Origin of the sequence: Enterobacter sp. RHBSTW-00593, from assembly GCF_013784105.1 — a bacterium.
In the GTDB taxonomy this organism is placed as follows: domain Bacteria; phylum Pseudomonadota; class Gammaproteobacteria; order Enterobacterales; family Enterobacteriaceae; genus Enterobacter; species Enterobacter ludwigii.
The window spans coordinates 3,848,215-3,872,588 of record NZ_CP056393.1; the positions used below are offsets into that span (position 1 = coordinate 3,848,215).

Here is a 24,374-nt window from a genome sequence, read left to right on the forward strand (position 1 = left end):
AGGTAAAGATGTCTGTTTTTCCACAAGGATTTTTATGGGGCGGCGCGCTTGCCGCCAACCAGAGTGAAGGGGCTTACCGTGAAGGCGGCAAAGGACTGACGACGGTCGATATGATCCCCCACGGCGCGAATCGTCTGGCGGTGAAGGTCGGTAAGGAAAAACGTTTTACGTTGCGTGACGACGAGTTTTACCCGAGCCACGAGGCGATTGATTTTTACCATCGCTACAAAGAAGACATCGCCCTGATGGCGGAGATGGGCTTTACGGTATTTCGTACCTCGATTGCCTGGAGCCGCCTCTACCCGAACGGCGATGAGCCGCTGCCCAATAAAGAGGGGATTGCCTTCTACCGCGCAGTGTTCGAAGAGTGCAAAAAATACAACATCGAACCGTTGGTCACCCTGTGCCATTTCGACGTACCGATGCATCTGGTCACGGAGTATGGATCCTGGCGCAACCGCAAGATGGTCGATTTCTTTGCCCGCTATGCCTGTACCTGTTTCGAAGAATTTAACGGTCTGGTGAAGTACTGGCTCACCTTCAACGAAATCAACATCATGCTGCACAGCCCGTTCTCCGGCGCGGGGCTGGTGTTTGAAGAGGGTGAGAACGAAGATCAGGTGAAATATCAGGCCGCGCATCACGAACTGGTGGCAAGCGCGCTGGCGACCAAAATCGCCCATGAGGTCAACCCGGAAAACCAGGTCGGCTGCATGCTGGCCGGCGGCAACTTCTACCCCTACTCCTGCAAACCGGAAGACGTGTGGATGGCGCTGGAGAAGGACCGCGAAAACCTGTTCTTTATCGACGTGCAGGCGCGCGGCAGCTACCCGGCCTATTCTGCCCGCGTGTTCCGCGAAAAAGGGGTGGTGATTGTCAAAGACCCTGGCGACGATGAACTGCTGAAAAACACCGTCGATTTTGTGTCGTTCAGCTATTACGCCTCGCGCTGCGCGTCGGCGGACATGAACGCCAGTAATACCAATGCGGCGAATATCGTGAAATCCCTGCGCAACCCACACATCCAGGTCAGCGAATGGGGCTGGGGTATCGACCCACTGGGGCTGCGCATCACCATGAACATGATGTACGACCGCTATCAGAAGCCGCTGTTCCTGGTGGAAAACGGCCTCGGCGCGAAAGACGTCATGGATGAACACGGTGAGATTAATGACGACTACCGTATCAGCTACCTGCGCGAACATATTCGTGCGATGGGCGATGCCATAGAAGACGGTGTGCCGCTGATGGGCTACACCACCTGGGGCTGTATTGACCTGGTGGCCGCATCCACGGGCGAGATGAGCAAACGCTACGGGTTTGTCTATGTTGACCGCGACGACGCGGGCAACGGTACGCTGGACAGAACGCGTAAGAAATCATTCTGGTGGTATAAGAAGGTCATTGCAAGTAACGGCGCGGATCTGGCGTAGCCTGCTGCTCTCTCCCGCGCCCTCTCCCACAGGATGCGGGCGAGGGGGTGTCCAGGCCGGGTGGAAGCTACCACCACCCGGCACTGCTCACAGTCGGGAAAAACCGCCGTCCTCACGCCATCCGGCAAGCCGGGAGTAAACCTCTTCGACGGCCTCTTTCACCGGCGGCGTCATCGGATAATAAAACCCAACGATGTCCGGCTGAATACCCAGAAACAATACCTCACCCACGTCGTCTTTAATCTGATCGACCAGATAGTTCAGCGGCATATTGTGGGTGGTCATCATAAACATCTCGGCGATGTCATCGGGATCAATCAGGCGGGTTTCCCCCGGATTAAGTCCCATATCGGTTGCATCCACAATCAGCAGCCTGTCCGGGTGCAGCTCACGGATCGCCACCACATCGTTTTCCGGTGCGCTGCCGCCGTCAATAACCACCCATTCGCCCTGCGGATGCGCGGCACACATTTGTGCAAGCAGCGGGCCCGCGCCGTCGTCGCCCATCATGCTGTTGCCGACACACAGTAAAACATCAGTCACGTAATCTCCTCACCATCAGGTAGATGGCACTCTCCTGATGAATATCATGCAGCATGCTGAGCAAAATTTTGCTCCAGGCCTGCTGCTGCGGGGTTTGCACGCTCAGCGCGGCGTCGAAAGCACTGGCGAGCATCGCAATGTGGTTGGCGTCGATAACGATCTCACCGTACTTCGGCACACCCTCCATTTTGCGGCGCGCCGTACTGCCCTCCTCCAGCGTGGCGATCCACGCCAGATAGTCAGGCCACGGGCAGCTTAATGCCGTTTCGAGACAATCTATCACCCCGAGGTGATGCCCAATGGCCAGGCTGTAATAGACCACCTGCTGCGCCGCATCCGGCGTGGCATCGTTCTCATCAATAAACTTACGGCTCAGCTGACTGAACACCACCGTTTCACTCATCGGATACGCGCCTCTTCCACCACCTGATTCAGGTTCGCGACAATCTCATTAAGACGAGGATCGTTTTCCGCCTCCAGCCAGCGCGTGACCTGATGATCGCCCTGGCTCAGCAGACGCAGATAATCGTCGGCAATCTGGCGACCATAGCGATACCCCGCGAGCCGGCGCGCTGTGCGATCGACCTTCACGCGCAGCGGCTGCACCATATCCGGGTGCAGAATTGTGGAAGCCTGGTTGTCGCGTTCACCCGGTTCACGGGCATGTATTTTCTGCTCCAGCAGCCCGAGCGCCATGGCAAAACCGTACAGCGTGGCCGCAGGCGTTGGCGGACAACCGGGAATGTAGACATCCACCGGAACAATTTTATCGGTGCCACCCCAGACGCAGTACAGGTCATGGAAGATGCCGCCGCTGTTGCCGCAGGCACCGTAAGAGATACAAATTTTTGGATCCGGTGCGGACTGCCAGGCACGTAATGCTGGCGATCTCATGGCACGGGTAACGGCACCGGTAAACAGCAAAATGTCCGCATGACGCGGCGAAGGCACCACTTTAATACCGAAGCGTTCGGCGTCGAACAGGGGCGACAGCGTGGCAAAGATCTCAATCTCACAGCCGTTGCAGCCGCCGCAGTCCACGCGGTACACATAGGCCGAACGTTTAATGTTTTTCAGCAGCGAGGCCTTCATGCTGGCGATGGATTCCTCCACCGTCATCGGCACCGGAATGCCGTTAGCGTCGCGTGGGCCGATCAGGTTTTCCATCAGCTGGCCTCTCTCATATGACGGGTAATATCGATGCGGTCCGACGGCAGCAGGCATTTCTGCCGTTTGCAGTCCGGGCAGGTTTCAAAGCTTTCGCGATGATGCTCCGCGCGGGCATCACCGTTGTGCTGCAACAGCGCGATGGCGTAGTCGATCTCTTTTTGTACGGCAAACGGGCGTTTGCAGACACGGCAGTTGCAGAGCGCGAAACGCGACTGCTGCAGAAAATCCTCTTTCTTCCAGACCGCCAGCTCGTACTCCTGCGAAAGACGGATCGCCACCGTCGGGCAAACCTCCTCGCAGCGGCCGCAGAAAATGCAGCGCCCGAGGTTGAACTGCCAGGCCAGCTCGCCCGTTTTCAGATCGGTTTCCACCGTCAGGGCATTTGACGGGCAGGCGTTAACGCAGGCAGCACAGCCGATGCACTGCTGCGGGTTGTGCTCCGGCTTGCCGCGAAAGTTTTTATCGACCGGCATCGGCTCCAGCGGATAGCGACTGGTCACCGTCCCGGTTTTGATCACTTTTTTGATGAAGGTAAACATGTTGACTCCTGCTTATGTGCAGCCTGTGCTCCGCACCCCGGATCTCTCATCAAAAAGAGGGTCAGGGTGAGGGCATCAGCCTGCACAAAATCCCCTATTTCAGCGGCGAGTTCTTACGCTCGATGCTGTAGCGCTCCAGCTCTTTGTACGGCACTACCTGGCTTTTCTTCTTGCGCACATCCACCACCGTCATGCGGTCGGTGCAGGAGTAGCACGGATCGAGGCTGCCAATGATCAGCGGCGCATCGGATACCGTATTGCCGCGCAGCATGTAGCGCAGGGTTGGCCAGTTGGCGTAGGTTGCCGCACGGCAGCGCCAGCGGTAGAGCTTCTGGTTGTCACCGGTCATGCTCCAGTGGATATCGTCTCCACGCGGGGCTTCGGCAAACCCCAGCGCGAAGCGGTTTGGAATGTAGGTGAAGCCCTCGACCATCAGCGGACCGCCCGGCAGATTATCCAGACCGAAGTCGATCATGTTCAGCGCGGTGAAGACCTCGTTGATACGCACCTTCAGACGCGAAATAACGTCGCAGCCCTGCTCGCTGTGCACGGTCATAGGCAGCAGGCCGTAGCCGACGAACGGATGATCGGCGCGGGTATCGCGGGCGTGGCCGCTGGCGCGAACCATGGGGCCAACGTTACTGAAATCGCGGGCGATTTGCGGCTCCAGTCGGCCAATACCGACGGTACGCTGCTCAATGTTCGGCGTGCTGAGCAGCATATCCACCAGCTCCTGAACGTCGCGACGCATCTGCTGCGCCAGTTGGCGGGTCTGGATCATGTCATCTTTCAGCAGATCGCGACGAATCCCGCCGATCAGGTTCAGACCGTATGTTTTACGCGCCCCGGTCAGGATCTCCGCCATCTTCATGGAGGCTTCACGTACGCGGAAAAACTGCATAAAGCCGGAGTCAAAACCGACAAAGTGACAGGCCAGACCGAGGTTCAGCAGGTGCGAGTGCAGACGCTCCACTTCCAGCAGGATGGCGCGGATCATCTGCGCGCGTTCCGGCACCACAATCCCCATGCCGTTCTCCACCGAGGTGGTGTAGGCGGTACTGTGGGCAAACCCGCAGATGCCGCACACGCGGTCAGAGAGGAACGTCACTTCGTTATATCCCATCCGGGTTTCCGCCAGCTTTTCCATCCCGCGATGGACGTAGAACAGGCGGTAGTCGGCATCAATAATATTCTCGCCGTCGACAAACAGGCGGAAGTGGCCCGGCTCGTCAGACGTGACGTGCAGCGGGCCTATCGGCACCACGTTGTTCTTTTTGCTGCCGAGCTCATTGATGAACGCATAAGTCTCGCTGTCGGTGGTCGGAGCCGGACGCTGACGGTAATCCATGCTGTCTTTGCGCAGGGGATAGAGTTCGTCTGGCCAGTCGTCCGGCAGCACCAGACGGCGCTCATCCGGAAGCCCAACCGGGACCAGCCCATACATATCGCGCACTTCGCGCTCGCCCCAGACGGCGGCGGGCACGCGTGGGGTGACAGACGGGTATTCCGGTTTGTTGGGATCCACTTCGACACGCACGGTGAGCCAGCACTTCTCGCCCTGCTCCATCGACATCACGTAGTAAACCGCATAGTTTCCGCACAGCTGACGCTCGTCGTTGCCGAACAACACCGACAGCCAGCCGCCCTGCTGGTAGTAAAGAAACTCCACCACTTCCGGCAGGTAGTTCACTTTCACGGTCACCGTTATCTGGTCTTTGGTTTGCCAGGACTCCTCCAGCACCACGCCCGGGAAGGCCTGGTGCAACGCGGCGAGATACTGCTGACCTTTCTTTTCTTCAGACATATAAACTCTCTTTAATCACGCCACCAGCAAGGAGACGAACGCTAAAAATGCAAAACCAAAACCGGCCCAGGTGATGCGCGACGTCGCCACAAAACGCAGACGCGCCATGCTGTTCTCAAACAGGGCAATCACCAGCACGCCGACAAGTAGCTTGAGCACTGCAACGACCACCGCCAGCACCAGGCCGGCCGCGGAAAAGTGCGTCATCTGCCCCCACGGGAAGAAGACACCGACAAACATCTGCAGCACCACCAGCTGCTTGAGGCTGATGCCCCATTTCAGCACCGCAAAGCCGTAACCGCTGTACTCGGTCAACGGACCTTCCTGCAGCTCCTGCTCCGCTTCCGCGAGGTCGAACGGCAGTTTGCCCATCTCGATAAACGTGGCGAATGCGCAGGCGCAGAGCGCCAAAAGCAACGGAAGGGAACGGTCCACGGGCCAGTGATACACGGTATGAGTGATAAAGCTGATATGGGTTGACCCCGCGACCTGCGCAGCGACCCACAGGCCGAGCAGCAGGATCGGCTCAACCAGCACGCCGAGCATGGCCTCGCGGCTGGCACCAATCCCGGTAAACGGGCTGCCGGTATCGAGGCCGGCAATCGCGAAGAAGAAACGCGCGATGGCGAAGAGGTAGATAAGCGTAATGAGATCGCCCAGCACCGGCAGCGGCGACCCGACGGTGACGACCGGTAACGCCGTGGCGATGGTGAGCATGACGCCAGCCAGCACAAACGGTGTCAGGCGAAAGACCCATCCTGCCGCGTCCGGGGAAACGCTCTGACGTCCCATCAGCTTGAACAAATCACGGTACTCCTGGAGTACACCAGGCCCGCGACGGTTATGCATCCGGGCACGCGCCACGCGGCTCACCCCGGAGAGCAGCGGCGCCATGGCAAATAGCACCAGCGCCTGAAGTATTGCCAGTAACAGACTCATGTCAGGCTCCTCGTGAAATCACAATCACAACCAGTACCGCCAGCTCGATCAACGCCAGTCGGCGGAACAGCACGGGCACGGCAGCGCTCTGCCAGCCCGGCACCCACCCCACCGGGTTAAGCCAGTCCCGCAGTTTCAGCACCGCGGCAAAGTTCTCTTTGACCGGCATGGCAAAGCCGTGCGCTGTGATCACCATGGATTGCTCGTGTGCGTAACCGCAAGCCCAGGCGGTACCGCGTGCGCGGGAGGAGAGGCGGTCGCGTCTGAAGAACAGCATCAGCACGAACGGCAGCAGCGGCGCGGCAATCAGCAGCAGCGCAATCATCGGCTGGGACACCGTGGTATGCGCCGTGGTGAGCGGCAGAGGAATGGCGTTACCCAGCAGCGGCAGAAGCCACGGGGCGGCCACCCCGCCCGCGATGCAGCACAGCGCCAGCGCGACAACGCTCGCCCCCATCAATGCCGGTGCACAGCAGGCGTTTTCGGCCTCACGCGTGCGCGGTGCACCCAGGAAGGTCACGCCGTAGACTTTAGCCATACACATCACCGCCAGCGCACCGGTTATCGCCAGCCCAACCGCCAGCAGCGGGCCGAGCAACCGGGCGATAAACACCTCGCTCTGACCGAGTGCGAAGAAGGACTGATAGATAATCCACTCGCCGGCAAAGCCGTTCAGCGGCGGCAGCGCAGCCATTGCCATCAGCCCCACCAGCATGCACAGAGAGATAACGGGCATTTTTTTGCCGATGCCGCCGAGTTTTTCGATATCGCGATGACCGGTGCGGAACCAGACGCTACCGGCCCCGAGGAACAGGGTGCTTTTAAACAGGCTGTGGTTGATCAGGTGATACAGGCCGCCGATAAAGCCGGCCGCAATCAGCGCCGGTTGATTGAGCGCCAGCCCGGTAACGCCTGCGCCAATCCCCAGCAGGATAATGCCGATGTTCTCAAGGGTGTGGTACGCCAGCAGACGCTGGATATTGTGCTCCATCAGGGCGTACAGGCCGCCGACGAAGGCGGTGATCATCCCGGCGACCAGCAGCACAACGCCCCACCACAGCGGTGGCTGCCCACCGGTGAGCGTTATCGTCAGAATGCCGAACAGACCAACCTTCATGACAACCGTCGAGAAGAGCGCTGCGGCAGGCGCGGAGGCATGGGCATGTGCCTGTGGCACCCAGCCGTGCAGCGGGATAATCCCGGCCAGCAGGCCAAAGCCGATCACGCCAAGGAGCCAGACATCATTCCCGAGCGACTGACCGTTAAGGGCGGAGAAGTCCAGCGTGCCGAAGCGCTGCCACACCAGCCAGCAGGCCAGTGCCAGCAGCAACGTGCCAAGACGCCCCAGCGCAAACCACAGTTTGCCGGAGGTGCTACAGCCCGTAAGGAATACGCCGCACAGCGCCATGATCTCGGCCATCACCACCAGCGCGCCGAGGTTGCTGGCAGTCACGGTACAGACCGCCGCGGCCATCAGCAGATTGACCAGCAGACCGTTGGGCTGTGTGTGCTGATGGCGGTGCCAGTCAATATTAAACAGGCTGATAAACACGCCGCACAGACCAAAGGTCACCAGCCAGATGGCATTCAGCGGCGTAATTTCAACGGTGTGCCGTATCAGCGGCATCACCGCTTCGACGGATTGTCCGCCTGTTAACACGAGGCTACCGGCCACCAGCGTCATCACGCTGCCAACCGCCCCGCCGATACCGGCTATCCAGCCGCTCAGGGTTTTATGGAAAGAGAAGATCAAGGCCAACACAGCGGCGGCGGCAAAATAGGCCACCGCGCTGGTAATCATCATCACCGCGTTCATTTCGCCCCCTCGTTCAGCGCCTGAAGTAGAGAAAGATCGCCGAAATCACTGTTAATGGTCAGCTCACGCTTACGTTTACTGGTGCGAACGATGTCGCGAATATTGACCAGAATCAGCGCCTTCGTCGGGCAGGTACGCACACAGGCTGGCCCTTGTTCATCAAAGCTGCACAGGTCGCATTTGACCGCAACGGCACGCACGCCGGGAACCCAGTCAAGCAGCGTGCTCACCTTCGCCGGCGCAGGTGGCGCTGGCGGCGCTTTCGGGGAGTTGGCATTCGCCGGGATATGCAGCGGACGGCTGCCGGAAAATTCAATCGCGCCGAACGGACAGGCAATGCCGCACAGTTTGCAGCTCACGCACAGACTTTCATTCAGCTGCACCGCCCCCTCGACACGGGTGATGGCATTAACAGGACAGACTCCCGCGCAGGGGGCATCTTCACAGTGGTGGCAGAGCTGCGGCGCAGACTCTTTTTCATTACGCATGACGCGCAGACGCGGCATGGACTGTAGCCCGTGCTGACGGTGCGTTTCCGAACAGGCCGCCTCACAGGTTCGACAGCCAATACAGACCGTCGAGTCAGCAATTACAAAACGGTTCACCGGGTCATCCTCTGGTGATAGTCATTTTTGACGAAAAACTGTCTTGTCGACACTTCTCGACACGCAATGGTCAGGCCACGTTCGCTGAGGTATTTCCATCCATCAGCTGTTTCAGGTTGACCGGGAGATCGTGTTCAACAGCGGCGTACAGGCCGTTATAAACCGGCGCGATTTTTTCCAGATAGTGCTCCAGCACCTGCTGGCGATCGCGGTTACTGACGTGACCATCGACCATCCCGTCGGCCATCAGCTGCGCCTTCGCAAGACACTGTTTTTCACCTTCTTTTGTTTCGACGTAGTACTCAATGGTGTGGCTGTTGAAGGTGTCGGCCAGGGTGACGTTTATCGTGAAATGGCCGAAGAGCACAAAGCGCATATCCCCCTGCGCTGTACAGCTCATGGCGTGGTGAAGACGGGCTTTTGACAGGGTGATGCCCTGAACCAGAGAGTTGCAGTAAAGGTGCCACTGCTCCTGTAACTGCTGATGGCGCTGCGCAATGTAATCCGCTTTTTCGCTAATTTCCCAAATAGTCATAAAAGGTATCCGGTTAATGGAGATAGCGGCTATTAAGCAGATTCCATGCCAGTTTTTAATGCATTGATTTTTAACTATTTTAATCAAAAGAAGCGTGTCAATCGCGCCGTGTCGACGTGTCATTTCGACAGCATTGACATCGTCACGCCTTAACAAAAATCAAGCTGGCACCGTTATTGCATTATCGGGGCAATTCATTAAGGAGGCGTCATGCACGAAATCACCCTCTGCCAGCGGGCCGTCGAGTTAATTGAACAGCAGGCGCGGGCAAACAATGCAAAACGCGTCACCGGCGTCTGGCTACAGGTCGGGGCCTTTTCCTGCGTTGAAACCAGCGCCCTGACCTTCTGCTTTGAGCTGGTGTGCCGCGGCACGCTGGCGGAAGGCTGTGAACTTCATATTGAAGAACAGCAGGCGGAGTGCTGGTGCGCGCAGTGTCAGCAATACGTCACTCTGCTTTCATCGAAGGTTCAGCGCTGTCCGCAGTGCCAGAGCAGCGAGCTTCGCATCGTGGCGGATGACGGCATGCAGATCCAACGTCTCGAAATCGAGAAGGAGTAAAATATGTGTAGTACCTGCGGTTGCGCTGAAGGCAACCTGTATATAGAAGGGGATGAACACCGTCCTCACGCCGCGTTTCGCTCCGCACCCTTTTCACCTGCCCCTCGTCCTGCAGCGGCATTAACCGGTATCACCTTCGCCCCCCGACACTCCGCTGCGGGCGACCTGCATTACGGGCATGGCATCGCCGGTACCCACGCGCCGGGGCTCAGCCAGCGTCAGATGCTGGAGGTGGAAATCAACGTTCTGGATAAAAACAACCAGATTGCAGCACGCAACCGCGCCCGCTTTGCCACGCGTAAACAGCTGGTCCTGAACCTGGTCTCCAGCCCCGGCTCCGGCAAAACCACGCTGCTGACACAAACGCTCCACCGCCTGAACGGGCGCATCTCCTGCGCGGTGATCGAAGGCGATCAGCAGACGGTGAACGACGCCGCGCGTATACGCGAAACCGGCACGCCCGCCATTCAGGTTAATACGGGTAAAGGCTGCCATCTGGATGCACAAATGATTGCCGACGCCACGCCGCGCTTGCCGCTGGCGGACAACGGCATCCTGTTTATTGAGAACGTAGGCAACCTGGTCTGTCCGGCCAGCTTCGATCTCGGTGAGCGACATAAGGTCGCGGTGCTCTCGGTGACCGAAGGTGAAGACAAGCCGCTTAAATATCCGCATATGTTTGCCGCCGCTTCGCTGATGTTGCTGAACAAAGTTGACCTGCTGTCGTACCTGAATTTCGACGTGGATAAATGCATGGCTTATGCCCGTGAAGTGAACCCGGAGATTGACATCATGCTGGTGTCCGCCACCCGCGGCGACGGGATGGACGCCTGGCTGAACTGGCTGGAGAGCGAACGATGTGCATAGGCGTCCCCGGACAAATTCACGCCATTGACGGGAATCAGGCCCGCGTTGAAGTGTGCGGTATATTGCGCGACGTCGACCTGACGCTCGTCGGCAGCACCGACGAAACCGGCGCCTCACGCCTCGGTCAGTGGGTGCTGGTGCACGTGGGGTTTGCCATGAGCATCATCAACGAAGCGGAGGCCCGCGACACGCTCGATGCCCTTCAGAATATGTTCGACGTGGAGCCGGATGTCGGGGCATTGCTGTACGGCGAGGAGCGGTAAACCATGCGCTACGTTGATGAATATCGCGCGCCTGAGCAGGTGATGCAGCTGATTGAACATCTGAAAACACGGGCGGCACGGCTGAGCTATACCGCCGAAAAGCCGCTGCGTATTATGGAAGTCTGCGGCGGGCATACGCATGCCATCTTTAAATTTGGCCTCGACCAGCTTCTGCCGGAAAACATCGAGTTTATCCATGGCCCCGGCTGCCCGGTGTGCGTCCTGCCGATGGGACGCATCGACGCCTGCCTTGAGATAGCCCACCAGCCTGACGTGATTTTCTGTACCTTTGGCGATGCGATGCGCGTGCCGGGCAAAAACGGCTCGCTGCTGCAGGCAAAAGCCCGGGGCGCGGATATCAGGATCGTGTACTCGCCGATGGATGCCCTGACGCTGGCCACCCATAACCCCGGCCGCAAAGTCGTCTTTTTCGGGCTTGGTTTTGAAACCACCATGCCCGCCACGGCCATCACGCTGCAGCAGGCCAAAGCCCGCAACATTGATAACTTTTTCTTTTTTTGCCAGCACATTACGCTCATCCCGACGTTACGCAGCCTGCTTGAAGAGCCGGACAACGGAATTGACGCTTTTCTGGCGCCGGGCCATGTCAGCATGGTTATCGGGACGGCGGCCTACGGCTTTATCGCTGAACAGTTCGAACGGCCTTTAGTGGTGGCTGGTTTCGAACCTCTTGATCTACTGCAAGGCGTGACCATGCTGGTTGAGCAGAAAATAGCAGCCCAGAGTGCAGTAGAAAATCAGTACCGCCGTGTCGTCCCCGACAGTGGAAATGTGGTGGCCCAGCAGGCGATAGCCGAGGTATTTAGCGTCGAGGGCGACAGCGAATGGCGTGGTCTGGGGCTGATTGCAGAGTCCGGCGTGCGCCTGACGCCAGCCTACCGGTCGTTCGACGCCGAAGCCCACTTCCGCCCGCAGCCGCAACAGGTGTGTGACGACCCGCGGGCCCGCTGTGGCGAAGTGCTCACCGGCAAATGCAAACCCCATCACTGCCCGTTATTTGGCAACACCTGTAACCCGCAAACGGCTTTTGGCGCGCTGATGGTCTCTTCCGAAGGGGCGTGTGCCGCGTGGTATCAGTATCGCAATCAGGAGTCTGAAGCATGAATACGGTTGAAATGGCACACGGCAGCGGCGGCCTGGCGATGCAGCAGCTGATTAACCGTCTGTTTATGGACGCGTTTGATAACCCCTGGCTGGCGGAGCAGGAGGATCAGGCCCGCATTGACCTCTCCACCCTGACCGCGCAGGGCGACAGGCTGGCCTTTTCCACCGACAGCTACGTGATTGACCCGCTGTTCTTCCCGGGCGGCGATATCGGCAAGCTCGCGGTCTGCGGCACAGCAAACGACGTGGCCGTCAGCGGCGCTGTTCCGCGCTTTCTCTCCTGCGGCTTTATCCTTGAAGAGGGGCTGCCGATGGAGACGCTCTCTGCGGTCGTCAGCAGCATGGCGCACACGGCACGCGAGGCGGGTATCGCCATTGTCACCGGCGACACCAAAGTGGTCCAGCGTGGCGCAGCCGACAAACTGTTCATCAATACCGCTGGCATGGGGGCGATCCCTGCCGACATTCACTGGGGCGCGCAGCAGCTTGCCGTCGGCGACGTGCTGATCGTCAGCGGATCGCTGGGCTGCCACGGGGCGACGATCCTGAACCTGCGTGAAGGCCTGGGGCTGGACGGAGAATTACGCAGTGATTGCGCGGTACTGACCCCGCTTATCCAGACCCTGCGTTCCCTTCCGGGCGTGAAAGCCCTGCGCGATGCGACACGCGGCGGGGTTAACGCAGTGGTACATGAGTTCGCGGCACGCTGCGGTCTGGGTATTGAACTCACTGAACGCGCGCTGCCCGTTAAGCCTGCCGTTCGCGGCTTGTGCGAACTCCTCGGGCTCGACCCGCTAAACTTTGCAAATGAAGGCAAGCTGGTCATTGGCGTGGAGCGTGCGGCGGCCGAATCCGTACTCGAACAGCTGCGGGCACATCCTTTCGGTAAAGAGGCTGCGCTGATTGGTGAAGTGGTTGAGCGCAAAGGGGTGCGCCTGACCGGGCTGTATGGCGTCAAGCGGACGCTGGATCTGCCGCACGCGGAACCTTTACCCCGCATTTGCTAGAACCGCGCCAAAAGCGGTCAGCACTGACTTTCTCTTTTTTGCCAGTTTCTATTGGAAAGCAATATGCCGTATACACCGATGAGCGATCTTGGACAGCAGGGCCTGTTTGACATTACGCGCACACTTTTACAGCAGCCCGATCTTGGCGCGCTGAGCGATGCCCTGACGCGGCTGGTCAGGCAATCAGCGCTGGCAGACAGCGCCGCAATTGTGCTCTGGCATAGCGCAAGCCATCGCGCGAGCTACTATTCAACGCGCGACAATGGCAAAGCGTTTGAGTACGAGGATGAAACCTACCTCGCTCATGGTCCTGTCCGACGTATTCTTTCCCGCCCGGAGGCGCTGCACTGCAATTTTGAGGAATTCCGCGAAGCGTGGCCGATGCTGGCGCAGAGTCAGTTATACCCGCCTTTCGGCCACTACAGCCTGCTGCCACTGGCGGTGGAAGGGCATATCTTCGGCGGCTGCGAGTTTATTCGTCACACCGACCAGCCGTGGAGCGAGGCGGAATACGAGCGTCTGCACACCTTCACCCAGATTGTGGCCGTGGTCGCGGAGCAAATTCAAAGCCGCGTCACCAATAATGTGGATTACGACCTGCTGAGCCGCGAACGTGACAATTTCCGGATCCTGGTGGCCATCACCAACGCGGTGCTTTCGCGCCTCGATATGGATGAGCTGGTCAGCGAAGTCTCAAAAGAGATCCACCACTATTTCAAAATCGACGCCATCAGTATTGCGCTCCGGGGGCACCGGAAAGGCAAGCTGAACATCTACTCCACCCACTATCTTGATGAGGCAAACCCCGCCCACGAACAGAGTGAAGTGGATGAGGCGGGCACGCTCTCTGAGCGGGTATTTAAAAGCAAAGAGATCCTGCTGCTCAACCTCAACGAGCAGGATGCGCTCGCGCCTTATGAGCGGATGCTGTTTAACACCTGGGGGAATAAAATCCAGACGCTGTGCCTGCTGCCGCTGATGTCCGGCAATACTATGCTTGGTGTCCTGAAGCTGGCGCAGTGTGAAGAGGGCGTCTTTACCACCGCTAACCTGAAACTGTTGCGCCAGATTGCCGAGCGTATCTCCATCGCACTGGATAACGCGCTGGCCTATCAGGAGATCCACCGTCTGAAAGAACGGCTGGTGGATGAAAACCTGGCGCTGACGGAACAGCTTAACAACGTGGACAGCGAGTTTGGCGAAATCATCGGCCGCAGCGATGCCATGTACAGCGTGCTGAAACAGGTGGAGATGGTGGCGCAAAGTGACAGTACGGTGCTGATCCTCGGTGAAACCGGCACCGGTAAAGAGCTGATTGCCCGTGCGATCCACAACCTCAGCAACCGTAACAGCCGCCGCATGGTGAAGATGAACTGCGCCGCTATGCCCGCAGGCCTGCTGGAAAGCGATCTCTTTGGCCACGAACGCGGCGCGTTTACCGGTGCCAGCAGCCAGCGCCTGGGCCGTTTCGAGCTGGCGGACAAAAGCTCGTTGTTCCTTGATGAAGTGGGTGACATGCCTCTGGAGTTGCAGCCCAAACTGCTTCGCGTCCTGCAGGAGCAGGAGTTTGAACGTCTTGGCAGTAACAAACTTATCCAGACTGACGTGCGGCTCATTGCCGCCACCAACCGCGACCTGAAAAAAATGGTCGCCGACCGCGAGTTTCGAAGCGACCTCTATTATCGCCTGAACGTCTTCCCAATCTGCCTGCCGCCCCTGCGTGAACGGCCGGAAGATATCCCTCTACTGGTCAAAGCGTTTACCGCCAAAATAGCCCGCCGGATGGGCCGCAACATCGACAGTATCCCCGCCGAGACGCTACGTACCCTCTCCTCGATGGAGTGGCCGGGTAACGTGCGTGAACTGGAAAACGTCATTGAACGTGCGGTATTGCTGACGCGCGGTAACGTACTGCAACTCTCCCTGCCCGAAGTTTCCCTGCCCGAAACCCCGGTTACAGCCACCGACGTGGCGCAGGAAGGTGAAGACGAATATCAGTTGATCATGCGCGTGCTGAAAGAAACTAACGGTGTCGTGGCCGGACCGAAAGGTGCCGCCCAGCGACTGGGGCTAAAACGCACCACGCTGCTCTCGCGCATGAAACGTCTCGGGATTGATAAAGAGAGCCTGGTGTAGCGTCATTCTGGCTGAGATCCCGCATGCAGGCGTTGGGATACGGTTGTCAGCGAAGCGCCTGAACGGTTACTTTTTCGGGCGATACTTTTCCGGTAATTCCGGCACCGGGCGACGGTCATCCATCAGGTGGCGTACCGTCAGGATGGGATGACGCCATAACATACGTGGGCCAGCCCAGCGCATCACCTGCTTCATCTCTTCGCGCCTGGCAGGCTGATAGCAGTGAACGGGGCACTGTTTACAGGCGGGTTTTTCCTCACCAAAAACGCATTTATCCAGGCGCTTATTGGCATACGCTTTCAGCGCCTGATAATGCCCCTCTTCCTGCGAAGCCTGGGGACACTGTGTTTCAAACAGCGCGATCATTTTCGCGATCGTCTCTTTCTCACGTGTAATGCGTTTTCCGGACATAACGGCTCACCAGATAATAAAGTGCATTTATAATACGCCTTTCAGCTACTGATTTCAGGTGTTGCATTCTGTTTTCTGAAGGCTGATTCCAGTATTAAGCCCACACCTGCAGTAAATCACTGGTATTTTATACAGCATCAGGAATGACCCTTGTCCACGTTGTCCGGAGGCCGTATGCACAAGATCGCTATCACCAAATCCTATCGTCATTTGAAAGTGGGGTATTTCAGAAAGCGTCATGAAGACCGTAACACCAAGATACCCAAACGCTACAGCGTGCATGCGGCGCTGAGCTTAAAGGGCGACTGGCTTGAAAAAGCGGGGTTTACCACCCATTCGCAGGTCAGAGTGGGGGTTGAGCATGGAAAAATTGTCATTGAGTTAGTGCAGGAAGGCACCTCGTAATGCCGCGACATTTTTCTGCGCCGTACCTTTTTTTCATGCGACAATAGAAGGAACTAACGGCCACTGAGCCGCCCAAAGCGTATTATTTTCAAAGAAATGGACATCATAACTCCATGAGCACAATCGACAATTTCGACGCACATACGCCGATGATGCAGCAGTACCTGAAGCTGAAAGCACAGCATCCGGAAATCTTGCTGTTCTACCGTATGGGCGATTTTTACGAGCTATTTTATGACGATGCCAGACGTGCGTCGCAGCTGCTCGACATCTCGCTGACCCGGCGTGGCGCATCTGCAGGCGAGCCCATTCCCATGGCCGGTATTCCGCATCACGCGGTAGAAAACTACCTTGCGAAACTGGTGAATCAGGGTGAGTCAGTCGCCATCTGCGAACAGATCGGCGATCCGGCAACCTCAAAAGGGCCGGTTGAGCGCAAAGTCGTGCGCATCGTCACGCCTGGTACGATCAGCGACGAAGCCCTGCTGCAGGAGCGTCAGGATAACCTGCTGGCGGCACTGTGGCAGGACGGCAAAGGTTTCGGTTATGCGACGCTGGATATCAGCTCCGGACGTTTTCGTCTGAGTGAACCGGCAGATCGTGAAACGATGGCGGCTGAATTACAGCGCACGAACCCGGCAGAACTGCTCTATGCCGAAGATTTTGCCGAGATGGCGCTGATTGAAGGCCGCCGCGGTCTGCGCCGTCGTCCGCTGTGGGAGTTCGAAATTGATACCGCGCGCCAGCAGTTGAATCTGCAGTTTGGCACCCGCGATCTGATTGGCTTTGGTGTGGAAAATGCCCCGCGCGGACTGTGTGCCGCGGGTTGCCTGCTGCAGTACGTCAAAGATACCCAGCGCACCACCCTGCCGCATATCCGCTCGATCACGATGGAGCGGCAGCAGGACAGCATCATTATGGATGCCGCGACGCGTCGTAATCTGGAGATCACCCAGAATCTGGCCGGAGGCATGGAAAACACCCTCGCTTCTGTCCTCGACAGCACGGTGACGCCGATGGGTAGCCGTATGTTAAAACGCTGGCTGCATATGCCCATTCGCGATACCGGGACGCTTACCTGTCGTCAGCAGACGATTGCCGCGTTGCAGGATCGCTACAGTGAACTGCAGCCCGTGCTGCGCCAGATTGGCGATCTGGAGCGTATTCTTGCGCGTCTGGCGCTGCGTACGGCGCGTCCGCGCGACCTCGCCCGCATGCGTCATGCCTTCCAGCAGTTGCCGGAATTGCGCAGCCTGCTCGCCGATGTGGATAGCGCGCCGGTGCAGAAACTGCGTGAAACCATGGGTGAATTTAGCGAGCTGCGCGAGCTGCTTGAACGCGCCATTATTGACGCACCTCCGGTTCTGGTGCGTGACGGCGGCGTAATTGCCCCGGGCTACAACGAAGAGCTGGATGAATGGCGTGCGCTGGCCGACGGTGCCACGGACTACCTGGATAAGCTGGAAATTCGCGAGCGCGAACGCCTTGGGCTCGATACCCTCAAAGTGGGCTATAACGCGGTTCACGGTTACTACATTCAGATCAGCCGTGGACAAAGCCATCTGGCCCCCATCCACTACGTGCGCCGCCAGACGCTGAAAAACGCTGAGCGTTACATTATCCCTGAACTGAAAGAGTATGAGGACAAAGTTCTCACCTCGAAAGGCAAGGCGCTGGCGCTGGAGAAACAGCTGTATGAGGAGCTGTTCGACATGCTGATGCCGCACCTTGCAGACCTGCAGTCAAGCGCCAGTGCGCTGGCAGAGCTGGACGTGCTGGTCAACCTGGCAGAACGCGCTGAAACGCTGAACTACACCTGCCCGACCTTTACCGATAAACCCGGTATTCGCATCACCGAAGGCCGTCATCCGGTTGTGGAACGGGTGCTGAACGAGCCGTTCATCGCCAACCCGCTAAGCCTGTCGCCACAGAGAAGAATGCTGATCATTACCGGTCCAAACATGGGCGGTAAAAGTACCTATATGCGCCAGACAGCGCTTATCGCTCTGCTCGCCTATATCGGCAGCTACGTTCCTGCGCAAAAAGTGGAGATTGGCCCTATCGACCGTATCTTTACCCGTGTCGGGGCAGCGGACGATCTGGCCAGCGGTCGCTCAACCTTTATGGTGGAGATGACCGAAACCGCCAATATTCTGCATAATGCGACCGAATACAGCCTGGTGTTGATGGACGAAGTCGGGCGCGGAACATCAACCTATGATGGTCTGTCACTGGCATGGGCCTGCGCTGAAAACCTTGCCAATAAGATCAAGGCAATGACGCTGTTCGCAACCCACTATTTCGAGCTGACACAGTTGCCAGAAAAGATGGAAGGTGTGGCAAACGTCCACCTCGATGCGCTGGAACACGGCGATACCATCGCCTTTATGCACACCGTACAGGATGGTGCCGCGAGCAAGAGCTATGGCCTGGCCGTGGCCGCGCTGGCGGGGGTTCCAAAAGAGGTGATCAAACGTGCGCGCCAGAAATTGCGTGAGCTGGAGAGCCTGTCACCGAATGCCGCGGCCACGCAGATTGATGGCACGCAAATGTCGTTGCTAGCCCCGGCTGAAGAGACGTCACCGGCCGTTGAGGCGCTGGAAAATCTCGATCCGGACTCGCTCACACCGCGTCAGGCGCTGGAGTGGATTTATCGCCTGAAAAGCCTGGTGTAGTCTGCACCCGGTGGCGCAATGCTTACCGGGCCTGCCGGGAAGTAGCGGTATCTTAAACATACAGGCCGGGTAAGGCGAAACCGCCTCCCGGCTTTTTTTAGCGCTTATCGTCGGCCAGTAACGGCGGGATCGTCGGCACCTGTGGTGCGTCATCGATATCCTTCTGCGTCATGCGAAACGCTTGCGGATAATGATCGCGGTGGGTCCGGCGTAGCGGTTCCGTGTCTCGCCAGGTATACAGACAATGCTGGCACTGATAGACAGTCCAGACCCCTTTCACCGGTGATGTTGCCATCACCTCAATATGCTCATCAGCACAACGTGGACATATCATCTTTTCCTCCTTATTGGCGTGCAGCCAGCATCGCAGTCAGTTTTTCGGCCCAGGCCTTGGTTTCAGGTAAATCCTGCACCGGCTGGCTGAAGTGGCCCCGGTTGTCGGGTGCAACAGGCGTGGTGGCATCAATAATCAGTTTGTCGGTAATGCCTGCCGGGCTGGAGCCCGGGTCCAGTTCAAGTACCGACATATTCGACAACTGCACCAGATCGCCCGCCGGGTTCACCTTCGAGGACAGCGCCCACATCACCTGCGGCAAGTTGAACGGGTCAACGTCTTCATCCACCATAATCACCATCTTCACGTAGCCCAGGCCGTGCGGCGTGGTCATAGCACGTAAGCCGACTGCGCGGGCAAAGCCACCGTAGCGTTTTTTGGTGGAGATAATCGCCAGCAAACCGTGGGTATACATGGCATTGACCGCCTGCACTTCCGGAAATTCTGCTTTCAGTTGCTGGTAGAGCGGTACACAGGTAGCCGGGCCCATCAGGTAGTCAATTTCGGTCCACGGCATGCCGAGGTAGAGGGATTCAAAAATGGGTTTTGTGCGGTAAGACACTTTATCAATACGCACCACCGTCATGTTACGGCCACCAGAGTAGTGCCCGGTAAACTCACCAAAGGGTCCTTCGATTTCGCGCTTGCGGCCTTCAATCACCCCTTCCAGAATGACTTCAGATCCCCACGGTACATCAAAGCCGGTCAGCGGTGCCGTCGCAATGGGATAGGGGCTTTCGCGCAGCGCACCGGCCATCTCATACTCAGATTGATCGTATTTCAGCGGCGTCGCGCCCATAAGTGTAATAATCGGATCATTGCCAAGCGTAATCGCGACCGGCAGATCTTCACCGCGCTCTTCCGCTTTATGCAAATGCAGGGCGATATCGTGCATCGGAACCGGTTGCAGACCCAGCTTGCGTTTTCCCTTCACTTCCATGCGATAGATACCGACGTTCTGCTTGCCGAAGTTATCCGCATCAAGCGGATCGCGCGAAACGACGCACGCTTTGTCGAGGTAAAAACCGCCGTCACCGTCGTTCAGACGGAACAGCGGCAGGATGTCGAAAAGGTTAATGCCTTCACCCTCCACCGTATTTTGAGCCCAGGCGGGATCTGCACGGCGCTCTGGCGTGACGGGGAATTTATCCCAGCGGCGAATAAACTCATCAATCTGTTTTTTGACGGGGGTGTTCGCGGGCAGTCCCATAGAAATGGCGTGATTCTGCCAGGAACCAATGGTGTTCATTACCACCCGGGCATCGGTAAACCCGCGAATATTATCGAACCACAGCGCCGGTGCGCCGTCACCAATACGGCCTGTGGCATTGGCTGCCGCGGCCAGGTCCGGTTCTGCATTCACCTCTTCTTCAATTTTTAGCAGTTGCCCTTGCTCATCGAGCGCCTGCAGGAAGCTTCTCAAATCATCAAATGCCATCTTTATTCTCCTGTGAAAAATGTTTTGCTTCCCGCAACCCGTTCCAGCGGCGCGCTTTTTTGTGCTCCAGACCAAACTGGTCGAGCACGCGGGTCACAATGTGATGGGTGATATCGTCGGCGGTCTGCGGGTGGTTGTAATACGCGGGCATCGGCGGCACCATTGCCACGCCCATACGGGACAGTGCGAGCATATTCTCGAGATGAATGGTGCTGAGCGGGGTTTCACGAGGAACCAGCACCAGTTTGCGCCCCTCTTTCAGCACCACATCTGCCGCACGGCCCACCAGTCCTTCGGCGTAGCCTGCGCGAATGCCTGCCAGAGTTTTCATACTGCAGGGAATGACGATCATGCCGTCGGTGCGAAACGAGCCGGATGAGATAGTGGCAGCCTGATCGGCCGGGCTATGGACAACATCGGCCAGCGCAGCCACATCCTGTGCGGTGTAGGGTGTCTCCAGCTCAATGGTGGTTTTTGCCCATTTCGACATGACCAGATGGGTCTCCACCTCCGGCATGTCACGTAATGCCTGCAGCAACGCTACGCCCAGCGGCGCGCCCGTTGCGCCCGTCATTCCAACTATCAATCTCATTCAGCACCTCAATTAATTCGTTCGCATACGAACATGTTAGGTACGTTACTCCCGGATCCTGTTTCTGACAACATTGTTCGTACACGATCACATTAATTGCTAAAAATTGCCGCGTTAAAATCCTGGGCAAGAGCGGCTATCATAGGGAGAGAATTTTTCGTCGGAGTGTTCATGGAACTGAGACAAGAGGCGTTTCACCTGTTACGCCAGCTTTTTCAACAGCATACTGCCCGTTGGCAACATGCATTGCCGGAACTGACCAAACCGCAGTACGCGGTATTGCGGTCTATTGCCGAAAATCCGGGGATTGAGCAAGTTGCTCTGACAGAAGTGGCGGTCAGCACAAAGGCGACGCTCGCGGAGATGCTGAGCCGCATGGAGGCGCGTGGACTGGTAAAACGCGAGCACGATCCGGCGGACAAGCGCCGTCGTTTCGTCTTTCTGACGCCGGAAGGTGAAGCGCTGCTTGCCAGCTGTAAACCGCTCGGCAATGACGTGGATGAGGCGTTTTTAGGGCGGCTGAGCAACGACGAGCGGGCGCAATTCTCCGCACTCGTCAAAAAAATGATGCGCGACTAGTTAACCCGGGTGCGCATAAAATCGATAAAGGTGCGCACTTTCGCGGGCACATGCGGGGCATCGGGATAAACCGCATAGATGCCCTGCCGCGCAAAGGTATATTCCGGTAAAACCGACACCAGCTTGCCGTCATCAAGCGCATGGCGCACCAGCCACTCCGGCAACAGCGCCACACCGCATCCCGCGAGCGCAAAAGCCATCAGCGCCTGAGCACTGTCCGCAAACAAACGCGGTGCTTTTTTAATTTCCAGCGTGGCGGGCTCACCGCAGGCATCGTTCACCTGCCAGCGCAGCGGCGAGGCTAAGCGCTCATGAATAATCCAGTCAGCTTTCGCCAGCTGTTCAAGCGATTCTACAGGATGGTTACGCAGCCAGCCGGGCGTCGCTACGGGGAAAATAGTGAACTGCGTTATCAGTGCCGCGTGATAGCGTGAATCGGCAAGGGTTCCCAGCCGGATGGCGACATCAAAGCGCTCTGAAATCAAATCGGCATGCAGTGAAGACGAAACGTGACGCACGCGAAGGTCCGGGTGTTGCTGGCTAAACTCAGCCAGTAACGGGACCACAACCTGCGAGCCGTACTCCGGTGTGGTGGTGATCCGCAACTCCCCCGTGAGACCTGCGTGGTTTGCACGGACGTCGTCCTTCAGGCGTTCCGCGTCCTTTAAAAGCGCGACGCTCCGTTGATGGAAAAGCCTCCCTGCCTCGGTTAACGTCAGTCGACGGGTGGAACGCAGCAACAGGGTGACACCCAGTTCATCTTCCAGCTGGCGGATATTGAAGCTGACCACCGCTTTTGTCAGCCCCATTGCCTCTGCTGCGGCGGTGAAACTGCCGGTATCTGCGACGGCGACAAACATCGCGGTACGCTGCAAATTAATCATGGTCAGCCCTATTACTGTCAAAAATTTTTTGACAGTATATCGCGCTTTATAACGTTTATCCGTACCTCCCTGCCCGATACGATACGCCCCTCACTGGAGGTGCCGCCATGTCGTATCGCAGCAAAGTCGCCGTTGTCTATCTGCTGGGCTTTTTTCTTGATTTAATTAATATGTTTATCGCCAGCGTCGCTTTCCCGGCAATGGCTGAGGCGTTCAACGCCACGCCCTCATCGCTTGCCTGGGTCAGTAACGGCTATGTTGCCGGTCTGACACTCGTCATCCCCTTCAGCACCCTGCTGACGCGCAGGCTCGGGCCGAAGCATGTCATTCTGCTTTCGCTTTTTCTCTTTAGCGCCGCCTCCGTTGCGGCAGGTTTGTCATCCTCACTTGAGAGCATGATTGCCTGGCGAGTGTTGCAGGGCATGGGAGGGGGGTTACTGATCCCGGTCGGACAGGCGCTGACCTGGCAACAGTTTAAACCCCATGAGCGTGCCAGGCTCTCCTCAGCGGTCATGCTGGTTGCATTGCTTGCGCCTGCATGCTCACCCGCCGTGGGGGGAGTGCTGGTTCAGGCACTCAGCTGGCGATGGATATTTTTTGCCACAACGCCTGTCGCCGCCGTGACGTTTTTCCTGGCCTGCGTGTGGCTTAAGAATGAGAGGGCCCCCGTGAAAGCGAGCAGGCTGTTAAACCTGCCCCTGCTGGCCGACCCGCTGCTGCGTTTTTCCATGCTTGTCTATTTGTGCGTACCCGGCATGTTTATTGGGGTGAACGTCACGGGGATGTATTATCTTCAGAGCGAGGCGCACATGACACCTGCCGCAACGGGGATGCTGATGCTGCCATGGTCTCTGGCCTCGTTTATGGCGATCACCGCGACCGGACGTTATTTTAACCGCGTGGGTCCCCGGCCTCTCATTGTCGTGGGTTGCCTGTTACAGGCGCTGGGCGTTTTACTGCTGCTTAACGTCAGCCCGACTACCACAGTGTTGTTACCTGGCATCGCGTTTACGTTAATGGGCGCGGGCGGCAGTCTTTGCAGCAGTACGGCGCAAAGCAGCGCATTTTTAACGACGGCGCGCGACGATATGCCTGACGCCAGCGCGCTATGGAATCTTAATCGTCAGATCAGTTTTTTTGCCGGGGCATTCCTGCTCTCGCAGGTGCTGAACCTGACACTGGCGTTTTTCACGCCGCTCGCCGCATGGCACTGGATGTTTAGTGTTGCTGCGGCCATCACATTACTGCCCGTCGTGTACGTCTTTCGTCTTAACAACACGCAGGTGCTTTCAGAGGTGCAACAGGAGAAACCATGACCCATTTCGAACAGGACATTATCGACGTTCACATTAAGCTGGAGAACTGGTTGGGTAAGGGCGAAGGGGATGTTGACGCCCTGCTTGCCCACTTTCAGCCGGATTTTATGATGCTCACCCCAGGTGGCGTCCATTTTGACTATAACGCGCTTGTCGGTTTCCTGGACCTTCAGCGCGGCAGCCGTCCTGGTCTGGAGATTGTTCTTGATGAGATAACGACGCTACAGACGTGGGCCAACGGCGCAGTGCTTCACTACCGGGAAACGCAAACTCGCCCGGATCAGCCCGTCAATGTGCGCTGGTCAACCGCCGTGCTCAATCAGAAGGATGGCAAGATAACGTGGCGTTTGCTGCACGAAACGGCACAACCGTAACGCAAAAGAAAAAGGCCCGTCTC

At 57.7% G+C, this 24,374-nt stretch carries 26 protein-coding genes; 12 read left to right on the top strand and 14 right to left on the bottom strand.

What is annotated here, in order from left to right; all coding sequences use genetic code 11:
- The first annotated feature begins 8 nt into the window (after nucleotides 1-8).
- The gene (locus tag HV242_RS18425) at nucleotides 9-1,433 is read left to right on the top strand and encodes a 6-phospho-beta-glucosidase (RefSeq protein WP_063858411.1); all 1,425 of its coding nucleotides are present in this window, start codon (nucleotides 9-11) and stop codon (nucleotides 1,431-1,433) included.
- A gap of 87 nt (nucleotides 1,434-1,520) precedes the next feature.
- Here HV242_RS18425 and hycI read toward each other — a convergent pair whose 3' ends face one another.
- From hycI to hycA, 9 genes are all read right to left on the bottom strand, one after another.
- Nucleotides 1,521-1,976 carry a hydrogenase maturation peptidase HycI gene (hycI, locus tag HV242_RS18430; RefSeq protein WP_063858412.1) on the bottom strand — a complete coding sequence of 152 codons (456 nt, stop codon included), beginning with the start codon at nucleotides 1,974-1,976 and terminating at the stop codon, nucleotides 1,521-1,523.
- On the bottom strand, nucleotides 1,969-2,379 hold the full coding sequence (locus tag HV242_RS18435) for a formate hydrogenlyase maturation HycH family protein (RefSeq protein WP_020883837.1): 411 nt from the start codon (nucleotides 2,377-2,379) through the stop codon (nucleotides 1,969-1,971). Before HV242_RS18435 ends, hycI begins: the two co-directional genes overlap by 8 nt.
- The gene (locus HV242_RS18440) at nucleotides 2,376-3,143 is read right to left on the bottom strand and encodes an NADH-quinone oxidoreductase subunit B family protein (RefSeq protein ID WP_063858413.1); all 768 of its coding nucleotides are present in this window, start codon (nucleotides 3,141-3,143) and stop codon (nucleotides 2,376-2,378) included. Before HV242_RS18440 ends, HV242_RS18435 begins: the two co-directional genes overlap by 4 nt.
- Nucleotides 3,143-3,685, bottom strand: a complete 543-nt coding sequence (locus HV242_RS18445) for a formate hydrogenlyase complex iron-sulfur subunit (RefSeq protein ID WP_014171363.1) — start codon at nucleotides 3,683-3,685, stop codon at nucleotides 3,143-3,145. Before HV242_RS18445 ends, HV242_RS18440 begins: the two co-directional genes overlap by 1 nt.
- Before the next feature lie 94 nt (nucleotides 3,686-3,779).
- Nucleotides 3,780-5,489, bottom strand: a complete 1,710-nt coding sequence (locus HV242_RS18450) for a hydrogenase large subunit (protein WP_014171365.1) — start codon at nucleotides 5,487-5,489, stop codon at nucleotides 3,780-3,782.
- Between the two features lie 15 nt (nucleotides 5,490-5,504).
- Entirely contained in the window at nucleotides 5,505-6,428 is a 924-nt protein-coding gene (locus HV242_RS18455; RefSeq protein WP_025203376.1) for a respiratory chain complex I subunit 1 family protein, read from the bottom strand.
- Nucleotide 6,429: 1 nt separating this feature from the next.
- Nucleotides 6,430-8,244: a formate hydrogenlyase subunit 3 gene (gene hycC / locus HV242_RS18460; protein WP_063858414.1), complete on the bottom strand. Its 1,815-nt coding sequence runs from the start codon at nucleotides 8,242-8,244 to the stop codon at nucleotides 6,430-6,432.
- Nucleotides 8,241-8,849, bottom strand: coding sequence for a 4Fe-4S dicluster domain-containing protein (locus tag HV242_RS18465; RefSeq protein ID WP_014171368.1), 609 nt, complete (start codon nucleotides 8,847-8,849; stop codon nucleotides 8,241-8,243). Before HV242_RS18465 ends, hycC begins: the two co-directional genes overlap by 4 nt.
- 70 nt (nucleotides 8,850-8,919) lie before the next feature.
- Nucleotides 8,920-9,384 carry a formate hydrogenlyase regulator HycA gene (gene hycA / locus HV242_RS18470; RefSeq protein ID WP_063858415.1) on the bottom strand — a complete coding sequence of 155 codons (465 nt, stop codon included), beginning with the start codon at nucleotides 9,382-9,384 and terminating at the stop codon, nucleotides 8,920-8,922.
- Between the two features lie 210 nt (nucleotides 9,385-9,594).
- Between hycA and hypA the strand changes: the two genes are divergently transcribed.
- The 6 genes from hypA to flhA all read left to right on the top strand — a co-directional run bounded on the left by hypA (nucleotide 9,595) and on the right by flhA (nucleotide 15,343).
- Nucleotides 9,595-9,945 (top strand): hydrogenase maturation nickel metallochaperone HypA, encoded by a 351-nt coding sequence (hypA, locus tag HV242_RS18475; RefSeq protein ID WP_014171370.1) that lies wholly within the window; start codon nucleotides 9,595-9,597, stop codon nucleotides 9,943-9,945.
- 3 nt (nucleotides 9,946-9,948) lie between these two features.
- Nucleotides 9,949-10,812, top strand: a complete 864-nt coding sequence (gene hypB, locus HV242_RS18480) for a hydrogenase nickel incorporation protein HypB (protein WP_063858416.1) — start codon at nucleotides 9,949-9,951, stop codon at nucleotides 10,810-10,812.
- Entirely contained in the window at nucleotides 10,803-11,075 is a 273-nt protein-coding gene (locus HV242_RS18485) for a HypC/HybG/HupF family hydrogenase formation chaperone (protein WP_014171373.1), read from the top strand. Before hypB ends, HV242_RS18485 begins: the two co-directional genes overlap by 10 nt.
- A gap of 3 nt (nucleotides 11,076-11,078) precedes the next feature.
- Entirely contained in the window at nucleotides 11,079-12,200 is a 1,122-nt protein-coding gene (gene hypD, locus HV242_RS18490; RefSeq protein ID WP_020883829.1) for a hydrogenase formation protein HypD, read from the top strand.
- A complete protein-coding gene (hypE, locus tag HV242_RS18495) occupies nucleotides 12,197-13,207 on the top strand; it encodes a hydrogenase expression/formation protein HypE (protein WP_044865615.1) in 1,011 nt (336 codons plus the stop codon). The genes hypD and hypE overlap by 4 nt, the downstream gene beginning before the upstream one ends.
- A 63-nt stretch (nucleotides 13,208-13,270) precedes the next feature.
- The gene (gene flhA / locus HV242_RS18500) at nucleotides 13,271-15,343 is read left to right on the top strand and encodes a formate hydrogenlyase transcriptional activator FlhA (protein ID WP_020883827.1); all 2,073 of its coding nucleotides are present in this window, start codon (nucleotides 13,271-13,273) and stop codon (nucleotides 15,341-15,343) included.
- Between the two features lie 66 nt (nucleotides 15,344-15,409).
- On the opposite strand, the gene HV242_RS18505 is transcribed toward flhA, so the two are convergent.
- Nucleotides 15,410-15,754: a nitrous oxide-stimulated promoter family protein gene (locus HV242_RS18505; protein ID WP_050737221.1), complete on the bottom strand. Its 345-nt coding sequence runs from the start codon at nucleotides 15,752-15,754 to the stop codon at nucleotides 15,410-15,412.
- A 174-nt stretch (nucleotides 15,755-15,928) separates the two neighbouring features.
- Between HV242_RS18505 and HV242_RS18510 the strand changes: the two genes are divergently transcribed.
- Together HV242_RS18510 and mutS are read left to right on the top strand one after the other, a co-directional pair.
- Complete coding sequence (locus HV242_RS18510) at nucleotides 15,929-16,159, top strand: SymE family type I addiction module toxin (RefSeq protein ID WP_032678858.1); 231 nt, start codon at nucleotides 15,929-15,931, stop codon at nucleotides 16,157-16,159.
- A gap of 113 nt (nucleotides 16,160-16,272) precedes the next feature.
- Nucleotides 16,273-18,834 (top strand): DNA mismatch repair protein MutS, encoded by a 2,562-nt coding sequence (gene mutS, locus HV242_RS18515; protein ID WP_050737222.1) that lies wholly within the window; start codon nucleotides 16,273-16,275, stop codon nucleotides 18,832-18,834.
- 97 nt (nucleotides 18,835-18,931) lie between these two features.
- Here the strand turns inward: mutS and HV242_RS18520 are convergent, their stop codons facing one another.
- From HV242_RS18520 to HV242_RS18530, 3 genes are read right to left on the bottom strand one after another with little or no spacing between them, the layout of a single operon-like run.
- On the bottom strand, nucleotides 18,932-19,168 hold the full coding sequence (locus HV242_RS18520; RefSeq protein ID WP_014171381.1) for a non-oxidative hydroxyarylic acid decarboxylases subunit D: 237 nt from the start codon (nucleotides 19,166-19,168) through the stop codon (nucleotides 18,932-18,934).
- 10 nt (nucleotides 19,169-19,178) lie between these two features.
- Complete coding sequence (locus HV242_RS18525; protein ID WP_014171382.1) at nucleotides 19,179-20,606, bottom strand: non-oxidative hydroxyarylic acid decarboxylases subunit C; 1,428 nt, start codon at nucleotides 20,604-20,606, stop codon at nucleotides 19,179-19,181.
- Nucleotides 20,596-21,198 carry a non-oxidative hydroxyarylic acid decarboxylases subunit B gene (locus HV242_RS18530; protein WP_014171383.1) on the bottom strand — a complete coding sequence of 201 codons (603 nt, stop codon included), beginning with the start codon at nucleotides 21,196-21,198 and terminating at the stop codon, nucleotides 20,596-20,598. Before HV242_RS18530 ends, HV242_RS18525 begins: the two co-directional genes overlap by 11 nt.
- Nucleotides 21,199-21,369: 171 nt before the next feature.
- Between HV242_RS18530 and HV242_RS18535 the strand changes: the two genes are divergently transcribed.
- On the top strand, nucleotides 21,370-21,777 hold the full coding sequence (locus tag HV242_RS18535) for a MarR family winged helix-turn-helix transcriptional regulator (protein WP_020883824.1): 408 nt from the start codon (nucleotides 21,370-21,372) through the stop codon (nucleotides 21,775-21,777).
- Here the strand turns inward: HV242_RS18535 and HV242_RS18540 are convergent.
- Complete coding sequence (locus HV242_RS18540; protein ID WP_032678860.1) at nucleotides 21,774-22,661, bottom strand: LysR family transcriptional regulator; 888 nt, start codon at nucleotides 22,659-22,661, stop codon at nucleotides 21,774-21,776. The genes HV242_RS18535 and HV242_RS18540 overlap by 4 nt on opposite strands.
- 107 nt (nucleotides 22,662-22,768) lie before the next feature.
- On the opposite strand from HV242_RS18540, the gene HV242_RS18545 reads away from it, so the two are divergent.
- Both HV242_RS18545 and HV242_RS18550 read left to right on the top strand, forming a co-directional pair.
- Entirely contained in the window at nucleotides 22,769-23,977 is a 1,209-nt protein-coding gene (locus tag HV242_RS18545; RefSeq protein ID WP_050737223.1) for an MFS transporter, read from the top strand.
- Nucleotides 23,974-24,351: a DUF4440 domain-containing protein gene (locus tag HV242_RS18550; RefSeq protein ID WP_050737224.1), complete on the top strand. Its 378-nt coding sequence runs from the start codon at nucleotides 23,974-23,976 to the stop codon at nucleotides 24,349-24,351. Before HV242_RS18545 ends, HV242_RS18550 begins: the two co-directional genes overlap by 4 nt.
- Nucleotides 24,352-24,374 lie beyond the last annotated feature (23 nt).